19 protein-coding genes and 2 pseudogenes are annotated in these 24,680 nt (G+C 44.0%); all 21 read left to right on the plus strand.

Features of this window, described 5'->3' with window-relative positions:
• Positions 1 to 233: 233 nt before the first annotated feature.
• On the plus strand, positions 234 to 1,061 hold the full coding sequence (locus C508_RS0107620) for a class I SAM-dependent methyltransferase (RefSeq protein WP_018702956.1): 828 nt from the start codon (positions 234 to 236) through the stop codon (positions 1,059 to 1,061).
• A gap of 272 nt (positions 1,062 to 1,333) precedes the next feature.
• Positions 1,334 to 2,093, plus strand: a pseudogene (locus C508_RS18105) (IS256 family transposase); the annotation flags it as partial.
• A 532-nt stretch (positions 2,094 to 2,625) separates the two neighbouring features.
• Positions 2,626 to 3,438, plus strand: a complete 813-nt coding sequence (locus tag C508_RS19435) for a class I SAM-dependent methyltransferase (protein WP_018702957.1) — start codon at positions 2,626 to 2,628, stop codon at positions 3,436 to 3,438.
• 17 nt (positions 3,439 to 3,455) lie between these two features.
• Positions 3,456 to 4,133 carry an FkbM family methyltransferase gene (locus C508_RS0107635; RefSeq protein WP_018702958.1) on the plus strand — a complete coding sequence of 226 codons (678 nt, stop codon included), beginning with the start codon at positions 3,456 to 3,458 and terminating at the stop codon, positions 4,131 to 4,133.
• A gap of 40 nt (positions 4,134 to 4,173) precedes the next feature.
• On the plus strand, positions 4,174 to 4,995 hold the full coding sequence (locus C508_RS18115) for an alpha-1,2-fucosyltransferase (RefSeq protein WP_245553721.1): 822 nt from the start codon (positions 4,174 to 4,176) through the stop codon (positions 4,993 to 4,995).
• 18 nt (positions 4,996 to 5,013) lie between these two features.
• Positions 5,014 to 6,039, plus strand: coding sequence for a glycosyltransferase family 2 protein (locus tag C508_RS18120; protein WP_018702960.1), 1,026 nt, complete (start codon positions 5,014 to 5,016; stop codon positions 6,037 to 6,039).
• Positions 6,040 to 6,060: 21 nt separating this feature from the next.
• Positions 6,061 to 7,224, plus strand: a complete 1,164-nt coding sequence (locus C508_RS0107650) for a glycosyltransferase family 4 protein (RefSeq protein ID WP_018702961.1) — start codon at positions 6,061 to 6,063, stop codon at positions 7,222 to 7,224.
• A 38-nt stretch (positions 7,225 to 7,262) separates the two neighbouring features.
• On the plus strand, positions 7,263 to 7,817 hold the full coding sequence (locus tag C508_RS0107655; protein ID WP_026319432.1) for a sugar transferase: 555 nt from the start codon (positions 7,263 to 7,265) through the stop codon (positions 7,815 to 7,817).
• A 40-nt stretch (positions 7,818 to 7,857) separates the two neighbouring features.
• Complete coding sequence (locus C508_RS0107660; protein WP_018702963.1) at positions 7,858 to 8,862, plus strand: NAD-dependent 4,6-dehydratase LegB; 1,005 nt, start codon at positions 7,858 to 7,860, stop codon at positions 8,860 to 8,862.
• Positions 8,859 to 10,037, plus strand: coding sequence for a LegC family aminotransferase (locus C508_RS0107665; RefSeq protein ID WP_018702964.1), 1,179 nt, complete (start codon positions 8,859 to 8,861; stop codon positions 10,035 to 10,037). The genes C508_RS0107660 and C508_RS0107665 overlap by 4 nt, the downstream gene beginning before the upstream one ends.
• Before the next feature lie 4 nt (positions 10,038 to 10,041).
• A complete protein-coding gene (gene neuC, locus C508_RS18125) occupies positions 10,042 to 11,259 on the plus strand; it encodes a UDP-N-acetylglucosamine 2-epimerase (RefSeq protein ID WP_018702965.1) in 1,218 nt (405 codons plus the stop codon).
• Positions 11,256 to 12,341, plus strand: coding sequence for an N-acetylneuraminate synthase (gene neuB, locus C508_RS0107675; protein ID WP_018702966.1), 1,086 nt, complete (start codon positions 11,256 to 11,258; stop codon positions 12,339 to 12,341). The genes neuC and neuB overlap by 4 nt, the downstream gene beginning before the upstream one ends.
• Positions 12,338 to 12,994 carry an acetyltransferase gene (locus C508_RS0107680; RefSeq protein WP_018702967.1) on the plus strand — a complete coding sequence of 219 codons (657 nt, stop codon included), beginning with the start codon at positions 12,338 to 12,340 and terminating at the stop codon, positions 12,992 to 12,994. The genes neuB and C508_RS0107680 overlap by 4 nt, the downstream gene beginning before the upstream one ends.
• Positions 12,995 to 13,012: 18 nt before the next feature.
• A complete protein-coding gene (locus C508_RS0107685; RefSeq protein WP_018702968.1) occupies positions 13,013 to 14,062 on the plus strand; it encodes a nucleotidyltransferase family protein in 1,050 nt (349 codons plus the stop codon).
• 74 nt (positions 14,063 to 14,136) lie between these two features.
• Positions 14,137 to 15,117, plus strand: a complete 981-nt coding sequence (locus C508_RS0107690) for a Gfo/Idh/MocA family protein (RefSeq protein ID WP_018702969.1) — start codon at positions 14,137 to 14,139, stop codon at positions 15,115 to 15,117.
• Positions 15,118 to 15,119: 2 nt separating this feature from the next.
• A complete protein-coding gene (locus C508_RS0107695; protein WP_026319433.1) occupies positions 15,120 to 16,070 on the plus strand; it encodes a Gfo/Idh/MocA family protein in 951 nt (316 codons plus the stop codon).
• A gap of 4 nt (positions 16,071 to 16,074) precedes the next feature.
• Positions 16,075 to 16,851, plus strand: a complete 777-nt coding sequence (locus C508_RS0107700; protein ID WP_018702971.1) for an acylneuraminate cytidylyltransferase family protein — start codon at positions 16,075 to 16,077, stop codon at positions 16,849 to 16,851.
• A 201-nt stretch (positions 16,852 to 17,052) separates the two neighbouring features.
• Complete coding sequence (locus C508_RS0107705) at positions 17,053 to 19,185, plus strand: peptidase domain-containing ABC transporter (RefSeq protein WP_018702972.1); 2,133 nt, start codon at positions 17,053 to 17,055, stop codon at positions 19,183 to 19,185.
• Positions 19,182 to 20,540 carry an HlyD family type I secretion periplasmic adaptor subunit gene (locus C508_RS0107710; protein WP_018702973.1) on the plus strand — a complete coding sequence of 453 codons (1,359 nt, stop codon included), beginning with the start codon at positions 19,182 to 19,184 and terminating at the stop codon, positions 20,538 to 20,540. The genes C508_RS0107705 and C508_RS0107710 overlap by 4 nt, the downstream gene beginning before the upstream one ends.
• 2 nt (positions 20,541 to 20,542) lie before the next feature.
• Positions 20,543 to 22,648 (plus strand): peptidase domain-containing ABC transporter, encoded by a 2,106-nt coding sequence (locus tag C508_RS0107715; protein ID WP_018702974.1) that lies wholly within the window; start codon positions 20,543 to 20,545, stop codon positions 22,646 to 22,648.
• A gap of 114 nt (positions 22,649 to 22,762) precedes the next feature.
• A pseudogene (locus C508_RS20485) lies at positions 22,763 to 24,680 on the plus strand (hypothetical protein); the annotation flags it as partial.

The raw sequence follows: 24,680 nt of genomic DNA on the forward strand, positions 1-24,680 counted from the left end.
CTTCTATTCAGGTATAACTTTACAAGGTCTTTATTTATTCTGTATCAAATTTTTTGCGTTTCATTGGACACCTCCTAGGACATCTCCTAGCTAGTATTTTACTAGCCATTCTTCCAGTCCGCAAAAAGAAATGCGATTTAAAATGGTGAAAAGGGAGTTAATAATAGAGGAAAAGAAATTTTGTTGACTTGATAAAATTACTAGTATTGATGATGAAAGAGGGGCTGTAAATAATGAACAAGGAACATTTGTCTAAGTATAGTTTTAATACCTACTCACAATTCGGAGAGGACGGAATTATAAATAAAATATTTGAAATAATAGGGGCTAAGAATAAAGTTTGTGTCGAATTTGGAGCATGGGACGGTTTTCATTTATCAAATACTGCTAATTTGTGGACAAATGAATGGCAGGGTATTTTAATCGAAGCTGATCGTAAAAAATATCATCAGCTTGTTGAAAACACAAAAAAATATGGTTGTACATGCATTAATGCTTTTGTAGGGTGTGATAAAAATGATTCGATTGAGTCGATTTTACGAAATAGTAATATTAATTTAGAAAAAATAGACCTATTGTCGATTGACATAGATTCAAACGACTATTATGTATTAGCTAGCCTTGATAAGATGCGCCCAGCTGTAATTGTATGTGAATATAATCCAACTATTCCGGCAGAGATTGACTTATATCCAGAAAAGGAAAATAATATGGGGTGTTCTGCATCGGCATTAGTGAGAATTGCAGAGGAAAAAGGATATCGGTTAGTTTCAATGACAGATACTAATTGTTTCTTTGTTGCCGAAGAAGATTTTGTGAAATTCGAAGATTATGAAACGGAAATAGAGACATTAAAAACTACAAAATATTTGACTTATATTGTGACGTCTTATTCAGGGGATTATATTGCAATGTCAAAAAGCCAATTGCCATACGGGATTGCAAAAAAGTATTCAGGGAAAGTATATGGAAATTTTGTTGATGTAAGCGAACATATTCCTGAAAACAACATAATTTTGCGTATAGCGAAGAAATTTCGTGCACGGTATCTGGGAAAATAACTATAGTAGTATATTTGTTTATATTATAAGTGGGCTTTTCTTTGTGGATTGTAAAATGAAGTCTGATAGGCGGACTTCATAAAAAGTATAGCTCATGTGCATCTTTCTTGTAGAATAGAGGATATCACTATAACATTCGAGTGCATGCGGAGTTCAGAAGCCATTCTCTTGCAATATCGATTTTCGGTTTGATATAACTACTTCATAATGTCTTTATTTGCCCTTTATATCAAATCAGGATGTTTTGAGGTCTTCTTACATTGTTAATTCTTTTGGAGGCATTTCGGCAGCGTAAGCTGGAAAACACATATCCAGTTCTTTGGGTCGATGCTCTTTACGAGCGGATCCGCGATAATCGCGCAGTTAAAAACAGGGCTGTCTTGGTAGAAACAGGCATCAATAAAGAAGGCAAGCGTGACATTTTAGCTGGCGAACCGATGTATGAAGAGTCAACTGCTAATTACACTAAACTATTTGAAACCCTCAAAGAACGTGGCATAAAGAAGGTTTGTCTGAGTGGTATCCGACGCTCATAAGGGATTGGTCAAAGCGGCTCGCGAGTCCTTTGTCGGCTGCTCCTGGCAACGATGCAAGGTTCATTTTATGCGTAATATTTTAGGGTGTGTTTCCAGTAGAGATAAGAAATACTTTGCAGAAAAGCTAAAACAGATTTGGCTCCAACCGGACTATGACAGCGCTACAAAATATGTAGATTGGCTCATGAACGAGTATGAAAGCAAATATCCGCAAGCCATTGCCACTTTGGAAGAAGGGTTAGAAGAAACCCTTCAATTCTTCAATTTCCGGCAAAATGACGCTCGCAAAATTGCATCCACCAATCTTCTGGAACGGATAAACAGGGAAATACGCCGTCGCACTAAAGTTGTAGGCATTTTCCCAAGTATGGATTCCTACATTCGCCTAGTGACCAGCTATCTTATCGAATATAGCGAGGACTGGTCTAGTGGGCGTTCTTATATAAATCCTATGCTTATCAACGAAATTCAACAACAGTTGAGTAAAAGCGCTTAGCTATTTCGAAGTGCGATGGTTTTTGAGAACATTCCTTGACACTATCTTGCGCGAAAAGTGTAATAATATCGCAATATATTGCGTTGAAGAAGTGTATCTATATAAAAATTATAGAAAATAGCCAAATTCCGGTTTCGGAAAAAATAAAAGAATTTTCTATTCCAATTGCGAATTGGGGGATATTTTCGTGGGTTCAACAATCTTGAGATCGGTAGGCTTTAAGTTGGATTGCTTCCAATGCAGATGTTAAAATATATGCAGTTGTATTTCAACAATGAAATCAAAGAGAGGTAAGAAAAGTAAAAATCATCACATCACTTTTTGGTGTAGGTCTAGATTTTATCGTTGGATATTTTGGAGGAATAAAGGGTGCTATTGGAGTCGGAATTTGTATAGCAATGTGGTTGATGGTTATATATATATTAGAGTGAAAAATAAAGAAGATAGTAACAAGGGACGAATAGCGGAAATATAAATAAAATTGAAACAGAGGGAAATTTTTTGTTAATCTTATCTGAAGGAGCTGGCATTGATGGTTAAGTTGGAAAAGTGGGTTTTGGACATATTGGCAGATCCTATTTTGAAGAAGCATGCTAACAGCGAAATCTTCAAAAATGCAAATGGGATTCTTGATGCCAGAGTGTTTTTTAAAAATTCGTTAGGGTTTTCCCAATGGGATTGTGGACAAGATGGGTATGAAAACATTGAGAGAAATGAACGGGATTATAACTATTTCATTAGTGAAATTAATCATGATCGTCCGACATACGAGCACTTTCATTTAAGCGGAACTATCTTGGACGTTGGCGGGGGAGTTGGAACGGTCAGGCAATTTTTAAGTGATGATACTAAATTTATATCAATAGATCCTAGTATGTCGTGTTTAGATGAAGTAACTTCCAACAAAAGAAAAGCGTATACTTGTTTAGAAAGACCGTTGAATTTTATATGTGGCATGGCGGAATTTCTTCCATTCACTAATGAACAATTTGATTGGGTTCATATGCGATCTGTAATTGATCACTTCCATGTCCCGGATATGGCGATGTTAGAAGCATATAGAGTGCTAAAAGATGATGGTAATATTTTAGTCGGACTTACTGTAAAAGGTGGGCGTACTGGAAAGGTGACCTTTAAAGAAGTTGCTAAAGACGTAATTAAAATGGGACTAAATTGTATTGGCATTGATAAGTATAAGGATCATCATATCTGGCATCCTACTTTTTTAGAACTGGTGAAGCTAATTGAAGATAATGGATTTATCGTTCAAGATGTCTATTGGCAGCCTAACTGGAATGAGCAGGTTTGCTACATATGGGGGAAGAAGGATAAATTCTGGAAGTGAGATAGGAGCTGTAAACAGTGTTAAATATACTATATCGAGCTTGCCGAAAAGCAAAGGCTTTTTTAAAGCCATCGATACAAGATAAAGCATTATACGAATGGAACTTAATCGATGGTGACAATTCTTTGCGTTTAGACTACGATCTGGAGCCTAATTCAGTAGTGTTTGATGTAGGCGGGTATAAAGGGCAATGGGCCTCTGATATTTATTCTCGGTATAATTGTCGAATCTTGATTTTTGAGCCAGTAGGAGAGTTTGCTGAAAATATTCGCAAGCGATTTGTGCGGAATGATAAAATTGAAGTATTTGAGGTGGCGCTTGGTGGGCGTTCTCGTAAAGAACATATTCAATTGAGCCAAGATGGTTCTTCCATTTATCGCAAAGGTAATAAGTATCAGGTTATTGAAGTGGTAGATATAGCTGAGTTTTTGTTAGAACATAAAATTGAAAAAATTAATTTAATGAAGATAAATATTGAAGGCGGCGAATATGAGGTTTTATCTCGATTAATTGAGACAGGGTTTATTTCGAAAATAGAAAATATCCAAGTTCAGTTTCATGAAGTTTCGCCTTCTTCCGATAAAGACATGGAAACTATTCAGAAGGAACTTTCTAAGACACATGTGCCGCAGTATCAATACAAGTATATATGGGAAGGTTGGACTTGGCGTTTTAGAGAAGATAGCGAGGGGTAGAATGTTCTGTGTTAGAATTTATGGCGGGTTAGGCAACCAAATGTTTCAGTATGCTTTGGGGAGAGCAATGGCTAAGCATTATTCTGAAACGGCGGCATTTGATTTATCATGGTACGAACAGAAAATTAAGCCTGGCTTTGAGGCTAGTGTTTGCCAATACAATATCGAGCTGTCAAGAAAAGACCGCCCTAAAGCATGGTATGAGCCGATTTTAAAGCGCATCTCGAGGCATACGGATAAGCTGGAAATGTGGTTCGGTTTATTTTTTGAAAAAAAATATCACTATGACAGCACTGTTTTTGAACGCGGCTTGTGCAAGAAAAATATTACGTTGGACGGGTATTGGCAAAGCTATAAGTACTTCAGTGCCATAGAGGATGATCTACGGCGTGAACTAACCATTCCTAAAGAACGCGAAGAGCTCATTGCAATAAGCCGCAGCCTTCCTGAGAATAGTGTCAGTATTCATGTGCGACGCGGAGACTATGTTTCTAATCCCAAAGCCAATGCTATGCATGGGACTTGCTCTTGGGAATACTATCAAGCCGCTATTGAAAAGATGACAGGATTAGTAAAGGAACCACAGTATGTAGTCTTTTCGGACGATATTACATGGACGAAGGAAAACTTGCCATTGCCGAATGCAATGTACATTGGACGTGAATTGGGATTATTTGACTATGAAGAACTAATTCTAATGAGCCGTTGCAAGCATAATATTATGGCTAATAGCACCTTTAGCTGGTGGGGAGCTTGGTTAAACAGCAATCCTAATAAAGTGGTAATTGCACCTCGAAAATGGTTCCGACATAAGAAAATAAAAGTGAATGATTTATTTCCTTCCTCATGGGTTGTACTATAGTTCTAGCAGGGGGCTATTATGAATGTCTCTATTGTTATGCCTGTATATAATGCGGAGAAGTATGTGGGAGACGCAATACGGAGCATACTACAGCAATCGTATACTGATTTTGAATTTATTATCATTGATGATGCTTCCACTGACGCTAGCGTTGATGTTATAAACTCTTTCAATGACAAACGCATTAAATTGTATCAAAATGAGATAAACCGCGGCATTGTGTTCTCCCTTAATCGCGGGATAGCCTTGGCTCAAGGGAGCTACATTGCGCGCATGGATGCCGATGATATTTCTTGTCGCCGCCGGCTGGAAATGCAAGTTGCATATATGGAAAAGAATATGGAGATTGGGGTTTTAGGATCGCAGGCTTTTTTGTTTTTGAATTCAATGTTGTATCTAGGGCGGACTAGTTCATTGCCGTTTATGCACGGAGAGATTGTGGCGCGACAGCTGTTTGAATCGGCATTGATTCATCCCAGCGTTCTGATGCGAAGCAAGGTTTTTCGGGAACATGGCTTCGCTTATGAAGACCAATATGAGGCTTGCGAAGATTATGGCCTTTGGAACAAGTTGTCTCTTGTGACTAAATTGGAGAACTTACCTTTTTGCTTATTGCGGTATCGAATAGCAGCACAAAGCATAACCGCTAAAGCCAATCGTAAGCTGGAAAAACGGCAAAAGGTATTAAAACAAGTGTATAAAGAAGCGTTGAGTGCTTTTAAGATAGAGCCTTCTGCTAGAGAACTTGAAATTCATGCTGAGATTTCATTGCTTCAAAACATGGAAACCATGAGGTTTTCGTTAAAGGAAAAAGAGGCGTGGTTGTCTTTTTTGAGTCACGCAGCAGAAATGGAACCGTTTGGTCAAGAGATTCAAAAAGAATGTGCAGTTCAGTACTTTAAATGCTGCGTGAAGCAAGGGAATTATTTTGATTATTATCAGAATCGATTTTTTTATTTAGTGGCTCCTTTTTCACGATGCCTGTTTTGGCGAATGAAAGGGCTGGCGGTAATAAAAAATAGGTGTAAGCGTTTTTTTCGCTAGTATGTTTTTGAGGAGATTTCCGTGAAGAAGCTAAAAGTATTGCAGGTTTGTGCCGTTGACTTTACTGTAAAGAATATCTTATTGCCGTGGATAAATAAATGTGAACAAGAAGGGGCTAAGGTTGAGGTTGTTTGTTCAGACGGTCCAGACGTAACCGAGCTTCGAGAGAAAGGATATAGGATTAGGACTATTGAAATTGTCCGCCATATTGCACCGCTGAAACATTTGCTTGCCATACTAAATTTGTGGCGGTATATGAAAAATGAAAAGTTTGATGTTGTGCATGTGCATACTCCTATAGCGAGTGTTCTTGGCAGGATTGCAGCACGCTTAGCCGGAGTGCCGCTGATTATTTATACTGCACACGGATTTTATTTTCATGAAAATATGGTGCCGTGGAAAAGAAACATGGTAATTGCCCTCGAAAAATTGATGGGGCAATGGTGTACTGATGTGGTCGTTACAGTCAGCTTGGAAGATTATCAAGCTGCAATGAAAGAAAATATTATTTCAGCTTCTAACTTATATCATGTGAATAATGGTATTAGTTTAAGCCGTTTTGATACTGTCAATGCAATTAGTGATAAGTGGAAGATTCGCCAGGAGTTGGGCATTGAGATGGACGCTCAAGTGATAGGTTTTGTTGGCCGTATTGTTCGGGAGAAGGGTGTGCTTGATCTTTTAGAAGCGTTTAAGGTAGTTGCTGCAGAGCAGACTGAGACGGTTCTGCTGATTGTAGGTGACAACCGAGCGAAAGATCGTGATGCGAAAATTCAAGAGGATATTGACGGGTGGTTAATGAACAATAGAAATTTGCGTGAGCAGGTTATATTTGCAGGGCATCGCACGGATGTGGAGAAAGTATTGAATTGTATGGATGTATTCACGCTGCCTTCTTATCGGGAAGGATTACCCTTGTCAATTCTAGAGGCGATGGCGATGTGTAAGCCGGTGGTGGCAACTGATATTCGGGGCTGTCGGGAAGAGGTGCTTGATGGAGAGACCGGATTTCTCGTTCCCGTTGGTTGTCCTGGTGAGTTGGGGAAAGCGTTAAGCGTTATCCTTGGTGATGACGAAAAAAGAAAAAAGATGGGCGAGAAAGCTCGGAAAAGAATAGAAGAGGAATTTAATGATAAAAAAACATTGCCCCAAATGTGGGAAATTCTTTTGAGGCATTTGCGGTGAACAATTTTGTGAGGTAAAGTGTAAGGGGGAGACTTTTGGTGCTTTCACGGGGATTTGATATAGTTATGTCTTTGGGGGCATTGTGCTTTTTTAGTCCGCTTTTTTTTATTGTAATGGTTCTTATTCGTCTGGAGTCTGCTGGGCCTATCTTCTTTTGTCAAAGACGAATTGGTATTAATGATCAAGAGTTCACGATGTATAAGTTTCGAACGATGCAAGTGGGAACTCCGAATGTTGCGACGGAAAAATTGACTGACAGTCAGTCTTATATAACGGCAGTTGGATACTATCTTAGAAAGTACAGTATTGATGAATTGCCTCAGTTGCTTAATATTATCAAGGGCGATATGGCGATAGTAGGACCTAGGCCCGCATTATATAATCAGTATGATTTGCGTGAAAAGAGAAACCGCTTGCGAGTTGCTTCCATTCGTCCTGGACTTACTGGCTGGGCGCAGATCAATGGTCGCGACGATATTTCGCTAGAAGAAAAAGTTGAATTGGATGCATATTACCTGGACAATAGATCCTTCTTATTTGATCTGAGAATTATTGCAGGGACGATTGGCAGTGTGGTAAAAGGTACAGGATAACGTTTTTGAAATAAATTTTTTGATAGAAAGGAGTAGCTTTATGAGAGGGAAAAAAGTATTAGTAACCGGCGCGGATGGTTTTATTGGCTCACATTTGACAGAAGAATTGGTTCGTCAAGGAGCTCACGTCAGGGCGTTCGTTATGTACAATTCTTTCAATTCTTGGGGGTGGCTGGAAGAGGCGCCGGCAGAAGTGAAAAAAGAGCTGGATGTTTTTGCAGGTGATATACGAGATCCGCATGGCGTCAAAACGGCGATGCAGGGGTGTGACGTGGTGCTGCACTTAGCGTCGTTGATTGCCATTCCTTATTCCTACCATTCGCCGGATACTTATGTGGATACAAATATAAAAGGGACATTAAATGTGGTACAGGCTGCTCGGGAATTAAAGGTGGAAAAGATTGTTCATACGTCAACCAGCGAGGTATATGGAACGGCCCGTTTTGTGCCGATAACAGAAGAACATCCATTACAGGGGCAGTCTCCATACTCGGCAAGCAAGATTGGCGCGGATCAGATTGCCATGTCTTTTTACAATTCTTTCAATACGCCGGTGGCTATCATCCGGCCCTTTAATACGTATGGTCCGCGTCAGTCAGCTCGGGCGGTTATTCCGACGGTTATTACGCAAATTGCTGCAGGCAAACAACGCATTCGCCTAGGCGCCTTAGCGCCGACAAGAGATTTTAACTATGTTAAAGACACTGTGGCCGGATTTATTGCAGTCGCCAAGTCACCAGCAGCAGTTGGCGAAGTTATTAATATTGGCAGCAATTATGAAATTTCGATTGGTGATACGGTGAAGTTGATTGCAGAAACGATGGGGCGGGAAATCGAAATAGAAACGGAGGAAATTCGTTTGCGCCCGGAAAAAAGTGAAGTGGAGCGGCTCTGGGCGGATAACCAAAAGGCGAAAAGGTTGTTGGACTGGGAACCTAGTTATGGAGGTAAGGATGGTTTTGCTAGAGGCCTTACTGAAACGATTGCTTGGTTTTCTAACCAGCAGAACCTGCTGCGCTACAAGACGGAAGTGTATAATATATGAAAAAAGGACAAGTTGATATTTCTCAGTTATTGGGCGTGTTGAAAAGTATTTTGCCGAAAGAGAAAGGCTTTATTCCTCTTCATGAGCCAAACTTTGCAGGAGCGGAATGGTCTTATGTCAAAGAATGTTTAGACACGGGCTGGGTTTCTTCGGTTGGCAAGTTCGTTGACTTATTTGAAGAGAAACTAGCTGAATATACTGGTGTTAAGCGCGCGGTAGCGGTAGTAAATGGCACGGCTGCGCTGCATATTTCGCTTTTAGCGGCTGGTGTGGAGCAAAATGAGGAAGTTCTGATGCCAGCGTTGACCTTTATTGCGACGGCAAACGCGGTGAGCTATTGTGGAGCTGTTCCCCATTTTGTAGATAGTGAGTATAACACCCTGGGCGTAGATGCAAAAAAGTTACGCGACTATTTGCAAAAGATAGCTCTACTAAAAAACGATGTCTGCTATAATCGACAAAGTGGTCGGCGTATTCGGGCGGTTGTGCCAATGCACACATTTGGACACCCAGTGGATTTAGATGAGCTTTTGGCGGTTTGCGAAGAGTTCAAGTTGGTTTTGGTGGAGGACGCTGCGGAGTCGCTGGGGTCTTTTTACAAGGGGAAACATACAGGGAATTGGGGCCTGGTTTCAGCAGTGAGTTTCAATGGCAACAAAATCGCTACTACCGGCGGCGGGGGGGCGGTATTGACCAATGATGAAGAGTTAGGTGAAAAAATCAAGCATTGGACAACCCAGGCCAAGGTGCCGCACCGCTGGGAATTTCAGCATGATGCAATCGGCTATAATTATCGTTTACCCAATATAAATGCAGCGTTAGGCTGTGCTCAATTGGAGCAGCTTCCAGCTTTTGTAGAGGCAAAACGCAAGCTGGCGGATACATACCGTCAAGCTTTTGCAGGGGTTGAGGGGATTTCTTTTTTTGTAGAACCAAGTTTTGCCCAAAGCAATTACTGGTTGAATGCAATTTTATTGGATGCTGATCTGGCGGCGGAGCGCGATACCGTCTTAGCTGCTCTTAATGACGCTGGCATAATGGGAAGGCCTGTTTGGAATCTGATGTATACGCTGCCTATGTTTCGGACATGTCCGCGCATGACATGCGAGGTAGCTGATGATATTTCGAAGCGTCTAATAAATATTCCGAGCAGTGCCAATTTACACCATGAGTGAGAACATGAAAAAGATCTGTGTTGTGACAGGGACGAGAGCTGAATATGGACTGCTTCTTCCGTTATTGCGCGGCATTCAACAAGATAGGAACTTTGTATTGCAGCTGCTAGTTACAGGGGCACATTTGTCGCCTGCTTTTGGGTTAACGTATCGGCAGATTGAAAATGACGGATTTCTTATTGATGCAAAGATTGATATGCTTCTATCGAGTGATAGTGCAGTCGGTATCGCAAAGTCGGTAGGCGTGGGTATTTTAGGGATGGCAGAGGCAATGGCGCGATTACAGCCGGATATTGTCCTGCTATTAGGAGATCGTTATGAAATTCTTGCAGCTGCGCAAGCGGCAATGCTATTAGGCGTGCCTATTGGACATATTCATGGCGGAGAGCGAACGGAAGGAGCTTTTGATGAGAGCATTCGGCATGCGATTACCAAAATGTCGCACTTGCATTTTACAGCAACTGAAGAGTACCGTAATCGCGTTATTCAAATGGGGGAACAACCAGCCAACGTGTTCAATGTAGGCGCTCTTGGAATCGAAAGCATTCGGCAATTGCAATTGCTTTCCAAAGCGAATTTAGAACAAGAACTTGGATTTTCTTTTCGAAAGATAAATTTTCTAATTACGCTTCATCCAGAAACATTGTTGGCCGAGCAAGAGAATATGAGAATGGTAGAGGCTTTGTTGCAAGCAATGGACGAGTATCCTGAAGCTGGATTGATTTTTACCGGAGCTAATGCAGATGTTTGCGGGCAGAAGATTAATCAACGGTTGCAACAATATGTACGTGCTCAAGGAAAAAGAGCTTGTTTTCAGATGTCGCTGGGGCAATTACGGTATTTTAGCGCTTTGCGGCAGTCTGACTTGGTAATTGGAAATTCGTCTAGCGGTGTTATTGAAGCGCCTTTTTTCAAAAAGCCAACAATTAATATTGGCAATCGTCAAAAAGGGAGGGTACGCGCGCTGTCTGTTTTGGATTGTCAACGATCCGCGGAAGATATCAAAAATGCTATTTTGCAAGCGATGGACCAGGGATTTTTGCGCAAAATCAATCAAGAAGATATTTCGCTTTTTGGTGATGGCAGAAGTACGGATAAAATCCTTGCAGTGCTAAAAACATCGATAGTGAGTGAAAAGTTATTGCGAAAAACATTTTTCGACATGCCAGTGTTAAATGACGTGCTAAGGGCGGCGGAAAATGTAGGAGAGGTTGCATTGTGACGCAAAAAAGAGAGACCTATATCATAGCCGAAGCAGGGGTAAATCATAATGGGTGTTTGCAAACTGCTATGAAAATGGTGGCTGCAGCTGCAGATGCGGGAGCGAATGCGATTAAATTTCAAGCGTTTAAATCCGACAAGCTGGTTACGCGCTATGCTCCGAAAGCTGCCTATCAGCAGGAAAACACAAGAGAAAATAGTGGTCAATATGAAATGCTGCAAAAACTTGAGCTGAGATCCAGCGATTTTTTGCAGCTTAAAAACTATTGTGTGGAAAAGGGAATCGAATTTTTAGCAACACCTTTTGATGAAGATAGTTTGAATTTTCTGGTGGATTCTTGCGGACTTAAAATCATAAAAATATCCTCAGGCGACCTTACGAATGCTCCTTTCTTATTGCAAGCGGCCAAGACGGGACTGCCAATTATTTTATCGACAGGAATGGCTACTGTTGGCGAAATCGAAAAAGCGCTTGCAGTACTTGCGTATGGATATAGTTTGGGCATAGGGGCTGAAAAGTTTACCTGGGATGATGCTTATAATGCATACATTTCTGAGGATGGGCAACAGCTATTGCATCAGAGAGTGACTCTGCTTCATTGTACGACGGAATATCCGGCGCCAATGGAAGAGGTTAACTTGTTGGCCATGCAGGCAATGAAAAGCACTTTTGGATTGCCGGTAGGCTACTCGGATCATACGGAAGGGTTGGCTGTCTCAATTGGGGCGGTGGCTCTTGGAGCATGCATGCTTGAAAAGCATTTTACACTAGATAAACAAATGGCAGGTCCTGACCACAAGGCTTCGCTTGAACCGGCGGAGCTAAAGCAGTTAACACAAGAAATGCGAAATATGGAGTCGGCTTTAGGTAATGGTATTAAAGCGCCAGGACTTCACGAGCGAAAAAATCGATTGGCAGCCAGAAAAAGTCTGGTTGCTGGGCGGAAAATTTGTGAGGGTGAGATCTTTACCAAAGAGAACCTGACCATAAAACGGCCGGGAAATGGCGTGTCTCCTGAGCGGTATTGGGATTACCTTGGGACAAGAGCTTTAAAGGATTATACTGAGGATGAACTCGTATGAAGCAATTTGAAAAACCAGTTATTCTTTTAGGTGCTGGTGGACATGCAAAGGTGTTGGCAGATTTATTGCTTTCACAAGGCAAACAGATTATTGGAGTTACCGATGTTGACAAGAACCTATATGGTAAGAACGCATTTTTCGATATTCCGGTATTAGGTCCGGACGAAACAGTGTTGCAATATAATCCTGATTCGGTAGGCCTTGTAAATGCACTAGGCTCGATTCGAGCAACTAATACAAGAGAAAAGTTGTTTCAATGTTTTTATTCACAAGGATATTTATTTCCGAATTTGATTCATCCTACAGCATTTATGGGAAAAGATGTTCAGTTAGGTAGTGGAGTTCAGCTTATGGCTGGGGCATATTTGCAGACTGGCGTTAAAATCGCCGACAATGTTATTGTGAATACAGGAGCTCTGGTGGAGCATGACTGTGTGCTTGCAGCCCATGCGCATATTGCGTCAAGGGCGGTGTTGGCTGGCGGGGTTTTCGTTGGGGAACGATCTCATGTCGGTGCGGGAGCGGTTGTGATTCAAGGGGTGAATATTGGCAGGGATTGTACCATTGCTGCAGGGGCGGCGATCGTGAAAAATGTAGTAGATGCCTCGGTTGTCGCAGGTGTGCCTGGACGAGTGTTGCAATGCAATGAATAAAGATGCGAGGGGAGTCAAATGAAACATTGGCAAAGCGTCAAGCTACATCCGCAGGTAACGGTATTAGAGGCAATGCAGATAATTGATGCAAGTGCTCTGCAGATCGGACTTGTGGTTGACGAAAATGATCGGCTTTTAGGGACCGTAACCGATGGAGATGTCCGGCGGGCCATTTTGAAAGGAAGCGATTTAAGTAATCCCGTAGAAAAGGTAATGAATTCTAAGCCTGTCACGATTAGAATCGGTGAGGGGCGTGAACGTGTTTTGCGGATTATGCGCGAACGGATGCTGCGGCAACTGCCAGTTCTGGACGAAGAGTATCGTGTTATAGGCTTAGAACGGCTTGATGAGCTATTAAGTGTGCCATTGCATGATAATTGGGTTGTTTTGATGGCTGGCGGTTTAGGCAGTCGGCTGGGCGAATTGACGAAGGATTGTCCAAAGCCATTAATTCCTGTGGGAGGGAAGCCTTTATTAGAGACGATCATTGAAAACTTTAAAGAATATGGATTCCAAAAATTTTTTCTTTCTGTGAATTACAAGGCAGAAATGATTCAAGAGTATTTCAACACAGGGAAATCATTAGGTGTACAGGTTGAGTATTTGCAAGAAACTAAACGTCTAGGAACGGCGGGCGCTATCAGTCTGTTGCCGGAAAAGCCGGTTAAGCCTATCATCGTGATGAATGGTGATTTACTGACAAAAGTAAATTTTCAACAATTGCTAGATTTTCATTTGCAGCAAAAAGCAATTGCGACGATGTGCGTACGTGAATATACATTTCAAGTTCCATATGGGGTTGTGCGGATGGAAAATGAACAGTTGCAAGCAATTGACGAAAAACCAGTTCAGAAATTTTTTGTAAATGCGGGAATTTATGTCTTGGAACCTGATGCAGTAGAGTTAATTCCCCAAGAAATTTTTTTTGATATGACAAATTTATTTGATATATTACTGCACAATAAGCAGACAGTGAGTATCTTTCCTGTTAGAGAATATTGGCTTGATATTGGTCAGCGTGCGGATTTAGAGCGTGCCAATGGAGAGTTTTGGGACGTTTTTGGTTGATTTTGCTAGGGGCAGAGGATGCTTTGGAAATAGTACAAACTAAAATGGTTCCGAAATGTTAGGAGCTGAAGAACTTGAAAAAAGTTGTAGTAATTGGCCTAGGGTCAATGGGGAATCGTCGAATTCGTTTAATGCGAAAAATCAATAACGATCTTCAAATTATTGGCGTAGATAATAATCCGGAGCGACGGAAAAGTTGTGAGACACAATGGCAGATTCCTACCTATTGCAGTTTGAAAGAATTGTTGCAAACGGAAACGGTTGAAGCTGCATTTGTGTGTACTGCGCCGCTTTCGCATAACTATATTATTAACGAATGTTTACAAGCTGGCCTGCATGTATTTACGGAGCTCAATTTGGTTGAGGACGGATATAAGGAAAACATTGAACAGGCAAAGCAGAAAAAACTAGTATTATTTTTGTCTTCTACTTTCTTATATAGAGAAGAAATTAAATATATTAAGGAAGCAACTCAAGAAGTTTCTTGTAAACTAAACTATACGTATCATGTGGGGCAATACCTGCCAGATTGGCATCCGTGGGAAAATTATAAAGGCTTTTTTGTTAGTGATAAGCGTTCAAGTGGATGTAGGGAGATATTTGCGATTGAACTGCCTTGGTTGACAGATACCTTTGGTGAGATAGTAGATATGACGGTTGTAAAAGATAAAATATCATCTCTGGATGTTAACTATAATGATAATTACCTTGTGCTAGTGCAACATGCTACTGGGCATAAGGGGGTTTTGGCGGTAGATATTGTTTCCAGAAAAGCCGTGCGGAATTTGGAGGTTTTTGGAGAACTATTCTATCTTCGATGGGATGGTTCGCCTACGGGGCTGTTTAGATATAATTTTGATGAAAAGATGGATGAAAACAAAGTTGTATACCATGCTGTTGAGCAGTTGGCTGATTATAGCAGTTTTGTCGTAGAGAATGCCTATGCCAATGAAATTTTGAATTTTTTTGAGGTTGTAGCAAAAGGAGGCACAATGAAGTATACTTTTGAAAAAGATAGGGATATCCTTAAGCTAATCGATAGAATTGAGGTGTAGTTTTGGGACGGGAATTCTATAAGATTGCTATGGTTGGATTAGGATCTATAGGAAGAAGACATCTAAAAAATATGGTTTCTATTTTAGATAACCGCAATCTGTCCTATTCTGTTGACTTAATTCGAAGCGGCAAAGGGGCGGCCTTAGAGGCAACGGTTTCCGAGCTAGTTCATAAAGTATACTTTGAAAGTGAAGCTGTCCCAGATGATTATGATGTGGTTTTTGTTACGAATCCAACACATCTTCATTATGAAACAGTTAAACGTTTTCTAAGAAAAACAAGGCATATGTTTATTGAGAAACCCGTATTTGACAGTGCAAATTTAGATTTAGATGTGCTTCCCTTCAGAGATGATGGCGTGTATTATGTAGCATGTCCTTTGCGTTATACAAAAGTGATTCAGTACTTGAAAAACGAAGTGAATCTGGAGCAAGTGTATTGTGCGAGAAGTATTTGCTCAAGTTATCTGCCGGAGTGGCGTCCGGGGGAGGATTATAGAAGAACTTACAGTGCTCACCGAAGTCAAGGCGGTGGGGTTTCTATTGATTTAATTCATGAATGGGATTATTTATGCTATTTATTTGGCAGTCCTGTTGAAGTGTTAAACCTTAAAGGAAAGGTATCTGATTTGCAAATAGACAGTGAAGATCTTTCACTTTATGTAGCTAGATATGAGCGCATGATGGCGGAAGTGCATCTTGACTATTTTGGACGTCAGCCGATTAGGGAAGTGCAGCTCTTTATGAAAGAAGATACTCTTATTGGGGATTTGATTTCAGGGGAAGTGCGATTGTTAAAAAGTGGCAGGACTATCTCACTAAGGGAAGACAGAAATGCGTTTCAACTCAAAGAATTGGAACATTTTTTTAATATAGTTGAAGGCAAAGCAGAGAATGACAATGATCTGCTGAGGGCAGTTGAAGTATTGAAAATATCCAAGGGAGAGTTGTAATCTTATGAACGTACTGTTTACAATATGCGGACGAGCTGGCTCAAAAGGAGTGAAGAATAAGAATATAAAGAGCTTTTTAGGATACCCTTTGGTTTTTTATACTGTTTCGGCTATAGACCTATTTGTGAAAAAAAATCCGGATATTTATTTTGATATAGCGTTGAACACTGATAGTGTTGACTTGATCCAACTGGTTGAAAAGCTTACGCTTAAGCTTGCGGTTGATGTAATACATAGAGCGCCGCTGCTGGCTGCCGATGACACGCCTAAAACTGCTGTTATTAACAATTGTTTAAGCCTCATGCGGCAACGTAAACAAGTTGGCTATGATATGGTAGTTGATCTTGATATTACTTCGCCTCTTAGGACCGTTGAGGACATCAAAAATTTAGTGGATAAAAAGGCATCTGCACGGGTAGACGTCGTTTTTTCTGTTACCGGAGCGAGGCGCAATCCTTATTTTAATATGGTTAAAAAAACGGCTGGCGGTTATGAACGTGTTATTAGCTCTAATTTTAATACACGGCAAGAGGCTCCTGTATTGTATGATATGAACGCATCATTATATGCCTATTCACCATCATTTCTTGAAAGCGAAAAAACAATTTTTGCAGGAAAATGCGATGTAATAAAAATGTTTGATACGGCAGTGTTAGATATTGACCATGAAAATGATTTTGAGTTGATGCAAGTTATAGCAAGATATTTATTTGAAAAATATCCTGCTTTTCGCGAAATATATGACCATGTAGCACACATTATGAAGACAGGGAAGCAATAAACTTAATCATGTGTTGTAAAGAAATAATAGTAAGGAAAGGCGTAATCCTTTTCTTGACAGTTCCTTTTTAGATGGTGCAAAATAGTAAAATAAGTATAAAATCACATGGTTTTAAGTAGTCGTGGATGATTTTAGGAGGGATATAACAAGCCGGGGCAAGCTCCGGCTTGTTGTATTTATTGCAAGCAAAGGCTGGTGCATATGAAAGAAACAGACCAACCTGTATTGAATGAATTGTGGCAAAGCGTATGTGTTGTCGCGCAGTGCTTCAAGGTAGAGCTAGCGCCATACGTCGGGAAAATGGAAGCCCTTAAGGCGGAAGAAAATGAAGAGGAGTTTATCGGGAAGTTTTCCAAAATTGCGGGTATTGCCTTTCGGAGAATAGAGAGGGAGTATACCTTTGAATCGCTGCAGTCCCCCTGCTTGCTGAAGCAGAGGAATGGTTCGTACATAACGGTATTACAGAAGAATGATGAAAAATTTCTGGTGTGGAATTCGCAGCAGGTCGAGGCGCTGCAGCAATTAAGCCGTGAGGAGCTGCTGGACAGCTGGAGCGGTGAAGGCTGGTTTTTGGAGAAGCAGTTCCGCCTCTCCCAGTGGTTGCGTTCTTTGCGCCTGCGCTGGATCTGGCAAGTGCTGCAACGGTTCCGCAAGTATTTTTATGAAATGCTGGTCGCCTCCTTTTTTCTGCAATTGGTAGCCCTGGTGGTGCCGTTATTCACCCAGGTAATTATCGACAAGGTCATTATTCATAAAGGCATGATAACGCTGAACGTGTTGATTGTTCTGGCAGCGGTGCTTGCGGGGTTTCAGTTCGGGATGCAGTATCTGCGGACGTATTTGCTGGCGCATACGACAAACCGGATTGACGTGATTTTGGGCAGCTGGCTGGTACGGCACCTGCTTTCCCTGCCACTGGCGTACCATCGCTCAAAGCGAATTGGAGATACGCTGCTGCGCATTTCTTCGCTGAGTTCAATCAGGGAATTTTTGAGCAGTGTTGCGCCCTTTTTAGGAATTGACTTTCTTTTTGGCTTTGTGTTCCTTTTTGTCATGTGGCAGTATAGCTCGACCCTTACGCTGCTTGTTTTAGCGGCTGCTCCTATTTATATTGCGCAGCATTATTTGCTGACTCCGGTTTATCGAAAGAAAACAGAGGCCATGTGGGGGATCAGCACAGAGAGCAATGCCTATTTGGTGGAAATGATCAACGGCATTCAGACCGCCAAAGCGATGGCGATTGAACCACAATTTATGAAACGCTGGGAACAGATGACTGCCAAAATGGCCAAAGCGTCCTGTGAAAACAGCGTGGTTGCCGTAGCTTCTTCGAGCCTGGGCAATCTTGTGCAGTATTGCGCGTCCTTTGTGCTGCTCTGGGTTGGCGGTAAAATGGTAATTGCCAATGAACTTACGGTCGGACAGCTTATTGCCATGCAAATGATTTCTAAGCAGATGTACGGGCCGCTGTTCCGCCTGATCGGGATTTGGCCGACTATGCAGCAGACTTTTATGGCGGCGGAGCGTTTGGCGGATCTGACGCGGCAGGCGCCGGAGCCTCGAACGGGTCAAGGCGTCAAGGAGGAACGCTTCTCCGGCGATATTGTGCTGAAGGATGTGGTGTTTCGTTATCAGCCGCAGCTTCCGCCGGTGCTGCAAGGGGTTTCCCTGCAGATCAAAGAAGGAAGCTGCATCGGTCTGGTCGGGCGTTCCGGTTCAGGGAAAAGCACCATTGCCAAGCTGCTGCAACGCATGTACCTGCCGGAAGCGGGAAGTATCCAGATGGGGCCCATGGAAGTTGAGGCATGGGAGCCTTTGGCGCTGCGGCGCCAAATCGGCGTAGTGCTGCAGGAAAATTACTTGTTTCAAGGAAGCATTCGAGACAATATTGCTTTGAGCAGACCAGGGGCTTCGATGGATGAAGTGGTAAGGGCCGCTCAAATCGCGGGGGCCCATTCGTTCATCTTGTCTTTGGCGGACGGCTATGATACCAGAGTCGGCGAGCGGGGCGGGCAGTTGTCGGGCGGACAGCGCCAGCGGATTGCCATTGCGCGTTCTCTTTTAAACAACCCTAAGGTACTTATTTTTGACGAAGCGACGAGCGCTCTTGATTATCCGTCAGAGCAGGCCATTATGAAGAATCTGGATTACATTGTCCAGGGGCGGACCGTGATTATGATTGCGCATCGTTTGCATACGCTGCAGAAGTGTGACTGTATTTACGTGATGGATCAAGGAAAAATCATTGAAAGCGGAACAGCAGAAGAATTGATGCAGAACAATGGTTTGTATGCGCATCTGTATCGCCTGCAGTACGAAGGGTGGCAGAAATGAAGAATATGTGGCGAAAGTTGTGGGAAAGAACGGAAAATAGATTCTGGAAGCAAACAGAGCGTGAGTTTTTGCCATCAGCGCTGGAATTGTCGGAAACGCCGCCCTCTCCCTGGAGACGGGGGCTTTTGTGGGCGAGTGTACTCTTTTTAATTCTGGTGCTGGTTTGGTCCATCGCGGGAAGCGTGGATGAGGTTGCCGTTGCGCCGGGTAAAATTATTCCGGCAGGACAGGTGAAAGTAGTACAGGCCGAAGATAAGGGGATTGTCAAGGCGATTCATGTCAAAGATGGTATGCGGGTTACCCAGGGGCAGGTGCTGGTGGAGTTAGACCCCACTGTGTCTGGGGCGGATCTCGCCAGAATCCGCCATGATACGGCCTACTATGCGCTGCAGCTGGAGCGCCTGCGTGCCGAAGCGAGCGGCCAGCCGTTTATGCCGCCTGCTTCTAGTGAACTGGATCAGCGCGATATCGATGTGCAAATGCAGCTTTATTCAAGCCGGGTCAACAATTATCAATCAAAACTAGCAGCTGGCAAAGCAGCTGTGATTCAGGCGGAGGCGGGCATTACTTCCGCCCGGGCGAATTTGCAGAAATCGAGCAGTCTTTATGAAATTGCCGCCGAAAAAGAACAGCGCATTCAAAAACTGGTAGAGGAAAATGCGGTCGCGCTGTTTGTGCTGCTGGATCATAGATCAAAACGGATTGAGCTTGAAAATGACATGAAAATCCAAGAGGCGGAGGTCCGGCGGCAGCAGGCCGTGCTGGCCCAAAGCGAAGAGTCGCTTTCTGCGTTGACGCTGCAGTGGAATGCGGACGTGCAAAGTCAGTTTTTGGAAACCAAAAAGCAATGGGTTGAGTACGCGGAAGAACTCAAGAAGGCGTCAGAAAAAGAGCGCTTGTCCAAGGTGGTTTCGCCGGTGGACGGCAGGGTGGCGCAGCTGTCTATACATACCGTAGGGGGCATTGTAACCGCAGCGCAGGCGTTGATGGTGATTGTGCCGGAAGAAACAGAAATGGAAGTGGAAGCCTGGGTGGCGAACAAAGATGTGGGTTTTGTTTATCCAGGTCAAAAGGCGGAGGTCAAGGTGGAAACCTTCAGCTTCCAAAAATACGGCACCTTGCCGGCGACGATTTCCGAGGTGGGGGCCGATGCGGTAGAAGACAAGGATAAAGGGCGGGTATACCGTGTGGTTCTAGCGCTGGATCAGAATCAGATTCTTGTGAATGGAAACGCTGTTTTCCTCTCGCCGGGAATGAGCGTGACCGCGGAAATCAAGATTCGTGAAAAGCAGATTATCGAATTTTTCCTGGATCCGTTCCGGCAATACAAAAATGAAGCGCTGCGGGAGAGGTAGACATGGGGGAAGAACGAATTGACGAAGGCCTGTTGTGCCTGGTTAAGGCGGCGCAAATGCTGGGGGTTCCGGCTGATTATCAGCAGCTGCAGCGAGCGTATGCGGTAGGGCCGGAAGGAATGGACTGGTCTACCCAGGTGCGGGCGGCAAAATCCCTGGGCTTAAAAGCTAAGCTGATTCAAATGTGCGAGGCGCCTGGCGATTATTCGCCGGCCACGCCGGCGGTTGTTGAAATTTCTGAAGGACATGCAGGGCTGCTGCTGCAAATTAACGGTGACAAGGCTTGGCTGGCGATTCCAGGAGAACCGCAGACCCGGGTGCTCATGTGGCCGGAGTTTAAAGAAAAGTTAACAGGGCATATCCTGCTTTTGGGGCGGGCGGGAGAACAAAAAGAGGCTGCAAAGTTTGACTTTAGCTGGTTTTCTTCTGTCCTCAAGCAATACCGCAGGCAGTTTTTTGCAGTAGTCGGCTTATCGCTGGCCTTGCAGGGCTTTGGGCTGGTCATGCCCATGTTTACGCAAGTGATTATTGACAAAGTGTTAGTGCATCACAGCTTGCAAACTCTTGATGTATTAATGATTGCCATGATTTTTGCAACGGTGTTTCAGAGCATTTTCTCGTATTTCCGCTCCTGGATTGTGGTCCATGCAGGAAGCGCCATTGATGCAGCGCTGAGCAATCGTTTGATTTCGCATTTACTGCAATTGCCGCTGGCTTATTTTGAGCGCGTCCAGGCTGGCGATATTGTGGGGCGTGTGAGGGAACTGGAAACGGTAAGACGGTTTTTGACCGGCGTGTCGGTGATGACCGGTGTCGATGTTTTATTTGCTCTGGTATACTTTGGGGTATTGTTTTATTACAGCGTTACCTTGAGCCTGCTGGTGCTGGCGGCGCTTCCTGTTTTTTTAGTGCTGAATTTAGTGGCGGTGCCGTTGTTTCAACGGGCCTTAAATGAGCGCTTCGAGCAGGGGACTCAGATGCAGTCCTTTTTAATTGAGCAGGTTACCGGTATTGAAACGGTGAAAACAATGGCGGTGGAGCCGCTGGTGCACCGCAAATGGGAAGAACTGCTGACCCGTTTTAATAAAGCGTCCTTCCGTCTTAATCATCTGACCAATGTGGTGGGAAGCCTGAGCCAGTTTTTACAAATGGTGTTAAATCTGCTGATTTTATGGTTTGGGGCGCAGGCGGTTATGGCTGACAAAATGAGTGTCGGCGAATTGGTGGCCTTCCAAATGATTGCTGCCTTGGCAATCGGCCCGGTTGTAAGGCTGCTGGGGATGTGGCAGCAGTTCCAGCAGATTTCCGTGTCTATGAACAAACTAAAAGACATTTTAGGGGCTGAAAGAGAACCTGCCTTTAATCCGAACCGGACCACGCTGAAACAAGTTCGCGGCGAGATCTGTTTTCGCGGCGTTTCCTTCCGCTATCAAGAGCAGGCTCCGCTGATTCTGCGGCAGGTTTCGGCCTTAATTCCGGCAGGAAAGTGCGTGGGCATTGTCGGTCTTTCGGGGTCCGGGAAAAGCACCCTGGCTAAACTGGTGCAGCGCCTGTATGTGCCGGAAGCGGGGCAGGTACTGGTTGACGGCATGGATTTGGCACAGGTGGAGCCGTCCTGGCTGCGGCGGCAGATTGGCGTGGTTACCCAGGAGAGCGAGCTGTTTCAAGGCACCATCCGCGAAAACATCCGCATCGTGCATCCCTGGGCAAGCGACGGGGACGTCGAGAATGCAGCCAGGCTGGCAGGGGCGCATGATTTTATTACAGACCTTGCGCAGGGGTATGAGACCCTGGTCGGGGAACGAGGTTCTGCATTATCGGGCGGGCAGCGGCAACGGATTGCCGTGGCGCGGGCCTTGCTGACAGATCCTCGGGTGCTGATTTTTGATGAGGCGACAAGTGCGCTGGATTATGAGTCGGAATATATTTTGATGAAGAATCTAAATCAAATTGCTCAAAATAGAACGCTGATTTTGATCGCCCATCGTCTGGCTACGATCAAACGCTGCGACAGTATCTTAGTGATGCATCGCGGTCAGATTGTGGAAAAGGGTACGCATGACGAACTGTTGAATAAAAAAGGCGCATACGCAAAAATGTGGGACTAAAGTCTTAAATAGATCCTTCTTTTCCGAAAAAAATGGGAAAAGAAGGATTTTTTTTTTATTATGTGGAACTGTTTTATTTACTTTTTATTGTAATAATTTACTTGGAGGGATAATATGGCAGCGCTTACATCGTTTAGAGGGTTTTCCCAGCATACTATTGGTTTTCTTATGGGGGTGGATTTTTATACTTTTACAGTTTCGGGAGAAAGAATTGTTTCAAGCAGTAGTTCTGAAATTTTAATTAAATATACACAAGTCGTAGGGGAAGATGCACAAGAAAGATTTCAACGTTTTTCAGGCTCTTTTTCTTATGATGCAAATGGACAAGCCACAGGAACGATTACTAGCATCCAAACGGAGGATTCGGGTAATCAAGTTGTTTGGAACATGAGCGGGTTGAATGTAGCGGTTAGTAAATATCTTTCTTATACGGCTGAGACCCTTATCCCGGGAATTTTGGCAGGCTCAAAAGTTTCTGTTACCGGCGGCGATGACTCGGATACTCTGCGCAGCTATGCCACCACTAATTTTTTATATGGTGGGGCTAGTAACGATGCATTGTATGGCGGGGCTGGCAATGATGTGCTGGATGGCGGAGTCGGAGAGGACAGTATGTACGGCGGACGCGGGAATGATACGTACATTGTAGATAACTGGCTTGATTATGTACAAGAAGGTACTAATGAAGGTACCGATCTTGTGATATCAACGGCGAATAGTTTTAGCTTGTATAAAAACGTAGAGAATCTGACCTTGCAGGGAGCCGCGGTCGAAGGAATAGGCAATGAGCTGGCTAATGTGCTGACCGGCAACAATGGCGACAATGTATTGGACGGCGGAGCCGGGGCGGATACGATGATCGGCGGAGCGGGCAATGACACCTATAAGGTAGACAACCTGCTGGACGTGGTAACGGAAGGTCTCAACGCGGGCACCGATACGGTAGTGGCTACGTTGGCCAGCGGGAGTACGTACACGTTGGGAGCAAATGTAGAAAATCTGACCTTGGAAGGAACCGGGAATGTCAATGGAGTTGGCAATGCGCTGGACAATGAACTAATTGGCAACAGCGGCAACAATGTATTGGTTGGCGGTCTGGGCAAGGATATCCTGACAGGCGGAGCCGGGGACGATACATACATTATAGATGGCCAAGATACGGTATTTGAAAACCCTGGCGAAGGAAGGGACTGCATTTTGTATAGGGGGGCAAGCGGTACGCTCACTATACAAAATGATGGTGTTGAAACTATAATTGTCGAGGCAACGGGAGCCGTGAATGTGGATGCGTCGGTTACGACGGTTGGGATAGAACTTACTGGCGGGCCCGGAGCAAACCTACTGATCGGTGGTAGCGGAAATGACGGGCTGATAGGCGGAGCTGGAGATGATGAACTTGTTGGCGGCGGTGGTAATGATTTGCTGGATGGAGGAGCCGGCGCAGATAAGATGGCAGGAGGCACCGGGAATGACTTCTATTGGATTGATCGTCTAGGTGATACGGTGAATGAGGCGGCAGGGGAAGGTACAGATAGAGTCTTTTTAGGCAGCACGATCACCAGCGGAACCTTTACCCTTGCGGCGAACAACGAAATCGAAAAATTAGCGATTCAAGGAACGGGAGCCGTGAACGTGGATGCATCGGCGGCGACGTGGAACGTGGGTTTAGTTGGCGGCTCGGGAGCCAACAAACTGACTGGCGGCTACGGTAACGATATGCTGGATGGCGGAGCCGGAAATGATGTGCTGGATGGCGGAGCCGGAGTGGATACTATGGTCGGCGGGAGCGGCGACGATACATACTTTGTCGATGCCGTTGACGATGTTGTAGTGGAAGGTGTAAATGGAGGCACCGATCTCGTGCAAGCGACGGTGGACTTTGTGCTGGGCGAAAACGTAGAAAACCTAATCCTGAAGGGAAGCGCGAGTACAGGAATCGGCAACGGACTGGCCAATGTGCTGACCGGCAACAGCGGCGACAATGTGCTGGACGGCGGAGCGGGCAAGGACACGATGAGCGGCGGAGCGGGCA

It is taken from the genome of Anaeromusa acidaminophila DSM 3853 (genome assembly GCF_000374545.1).
GTDB classification, from domain to species: Bacteria; Bacillota; Negativicutes; order Anaeromusales; family Anaeromusaceae; genus Anaeromusa; species Anaeromusa acidaminophila.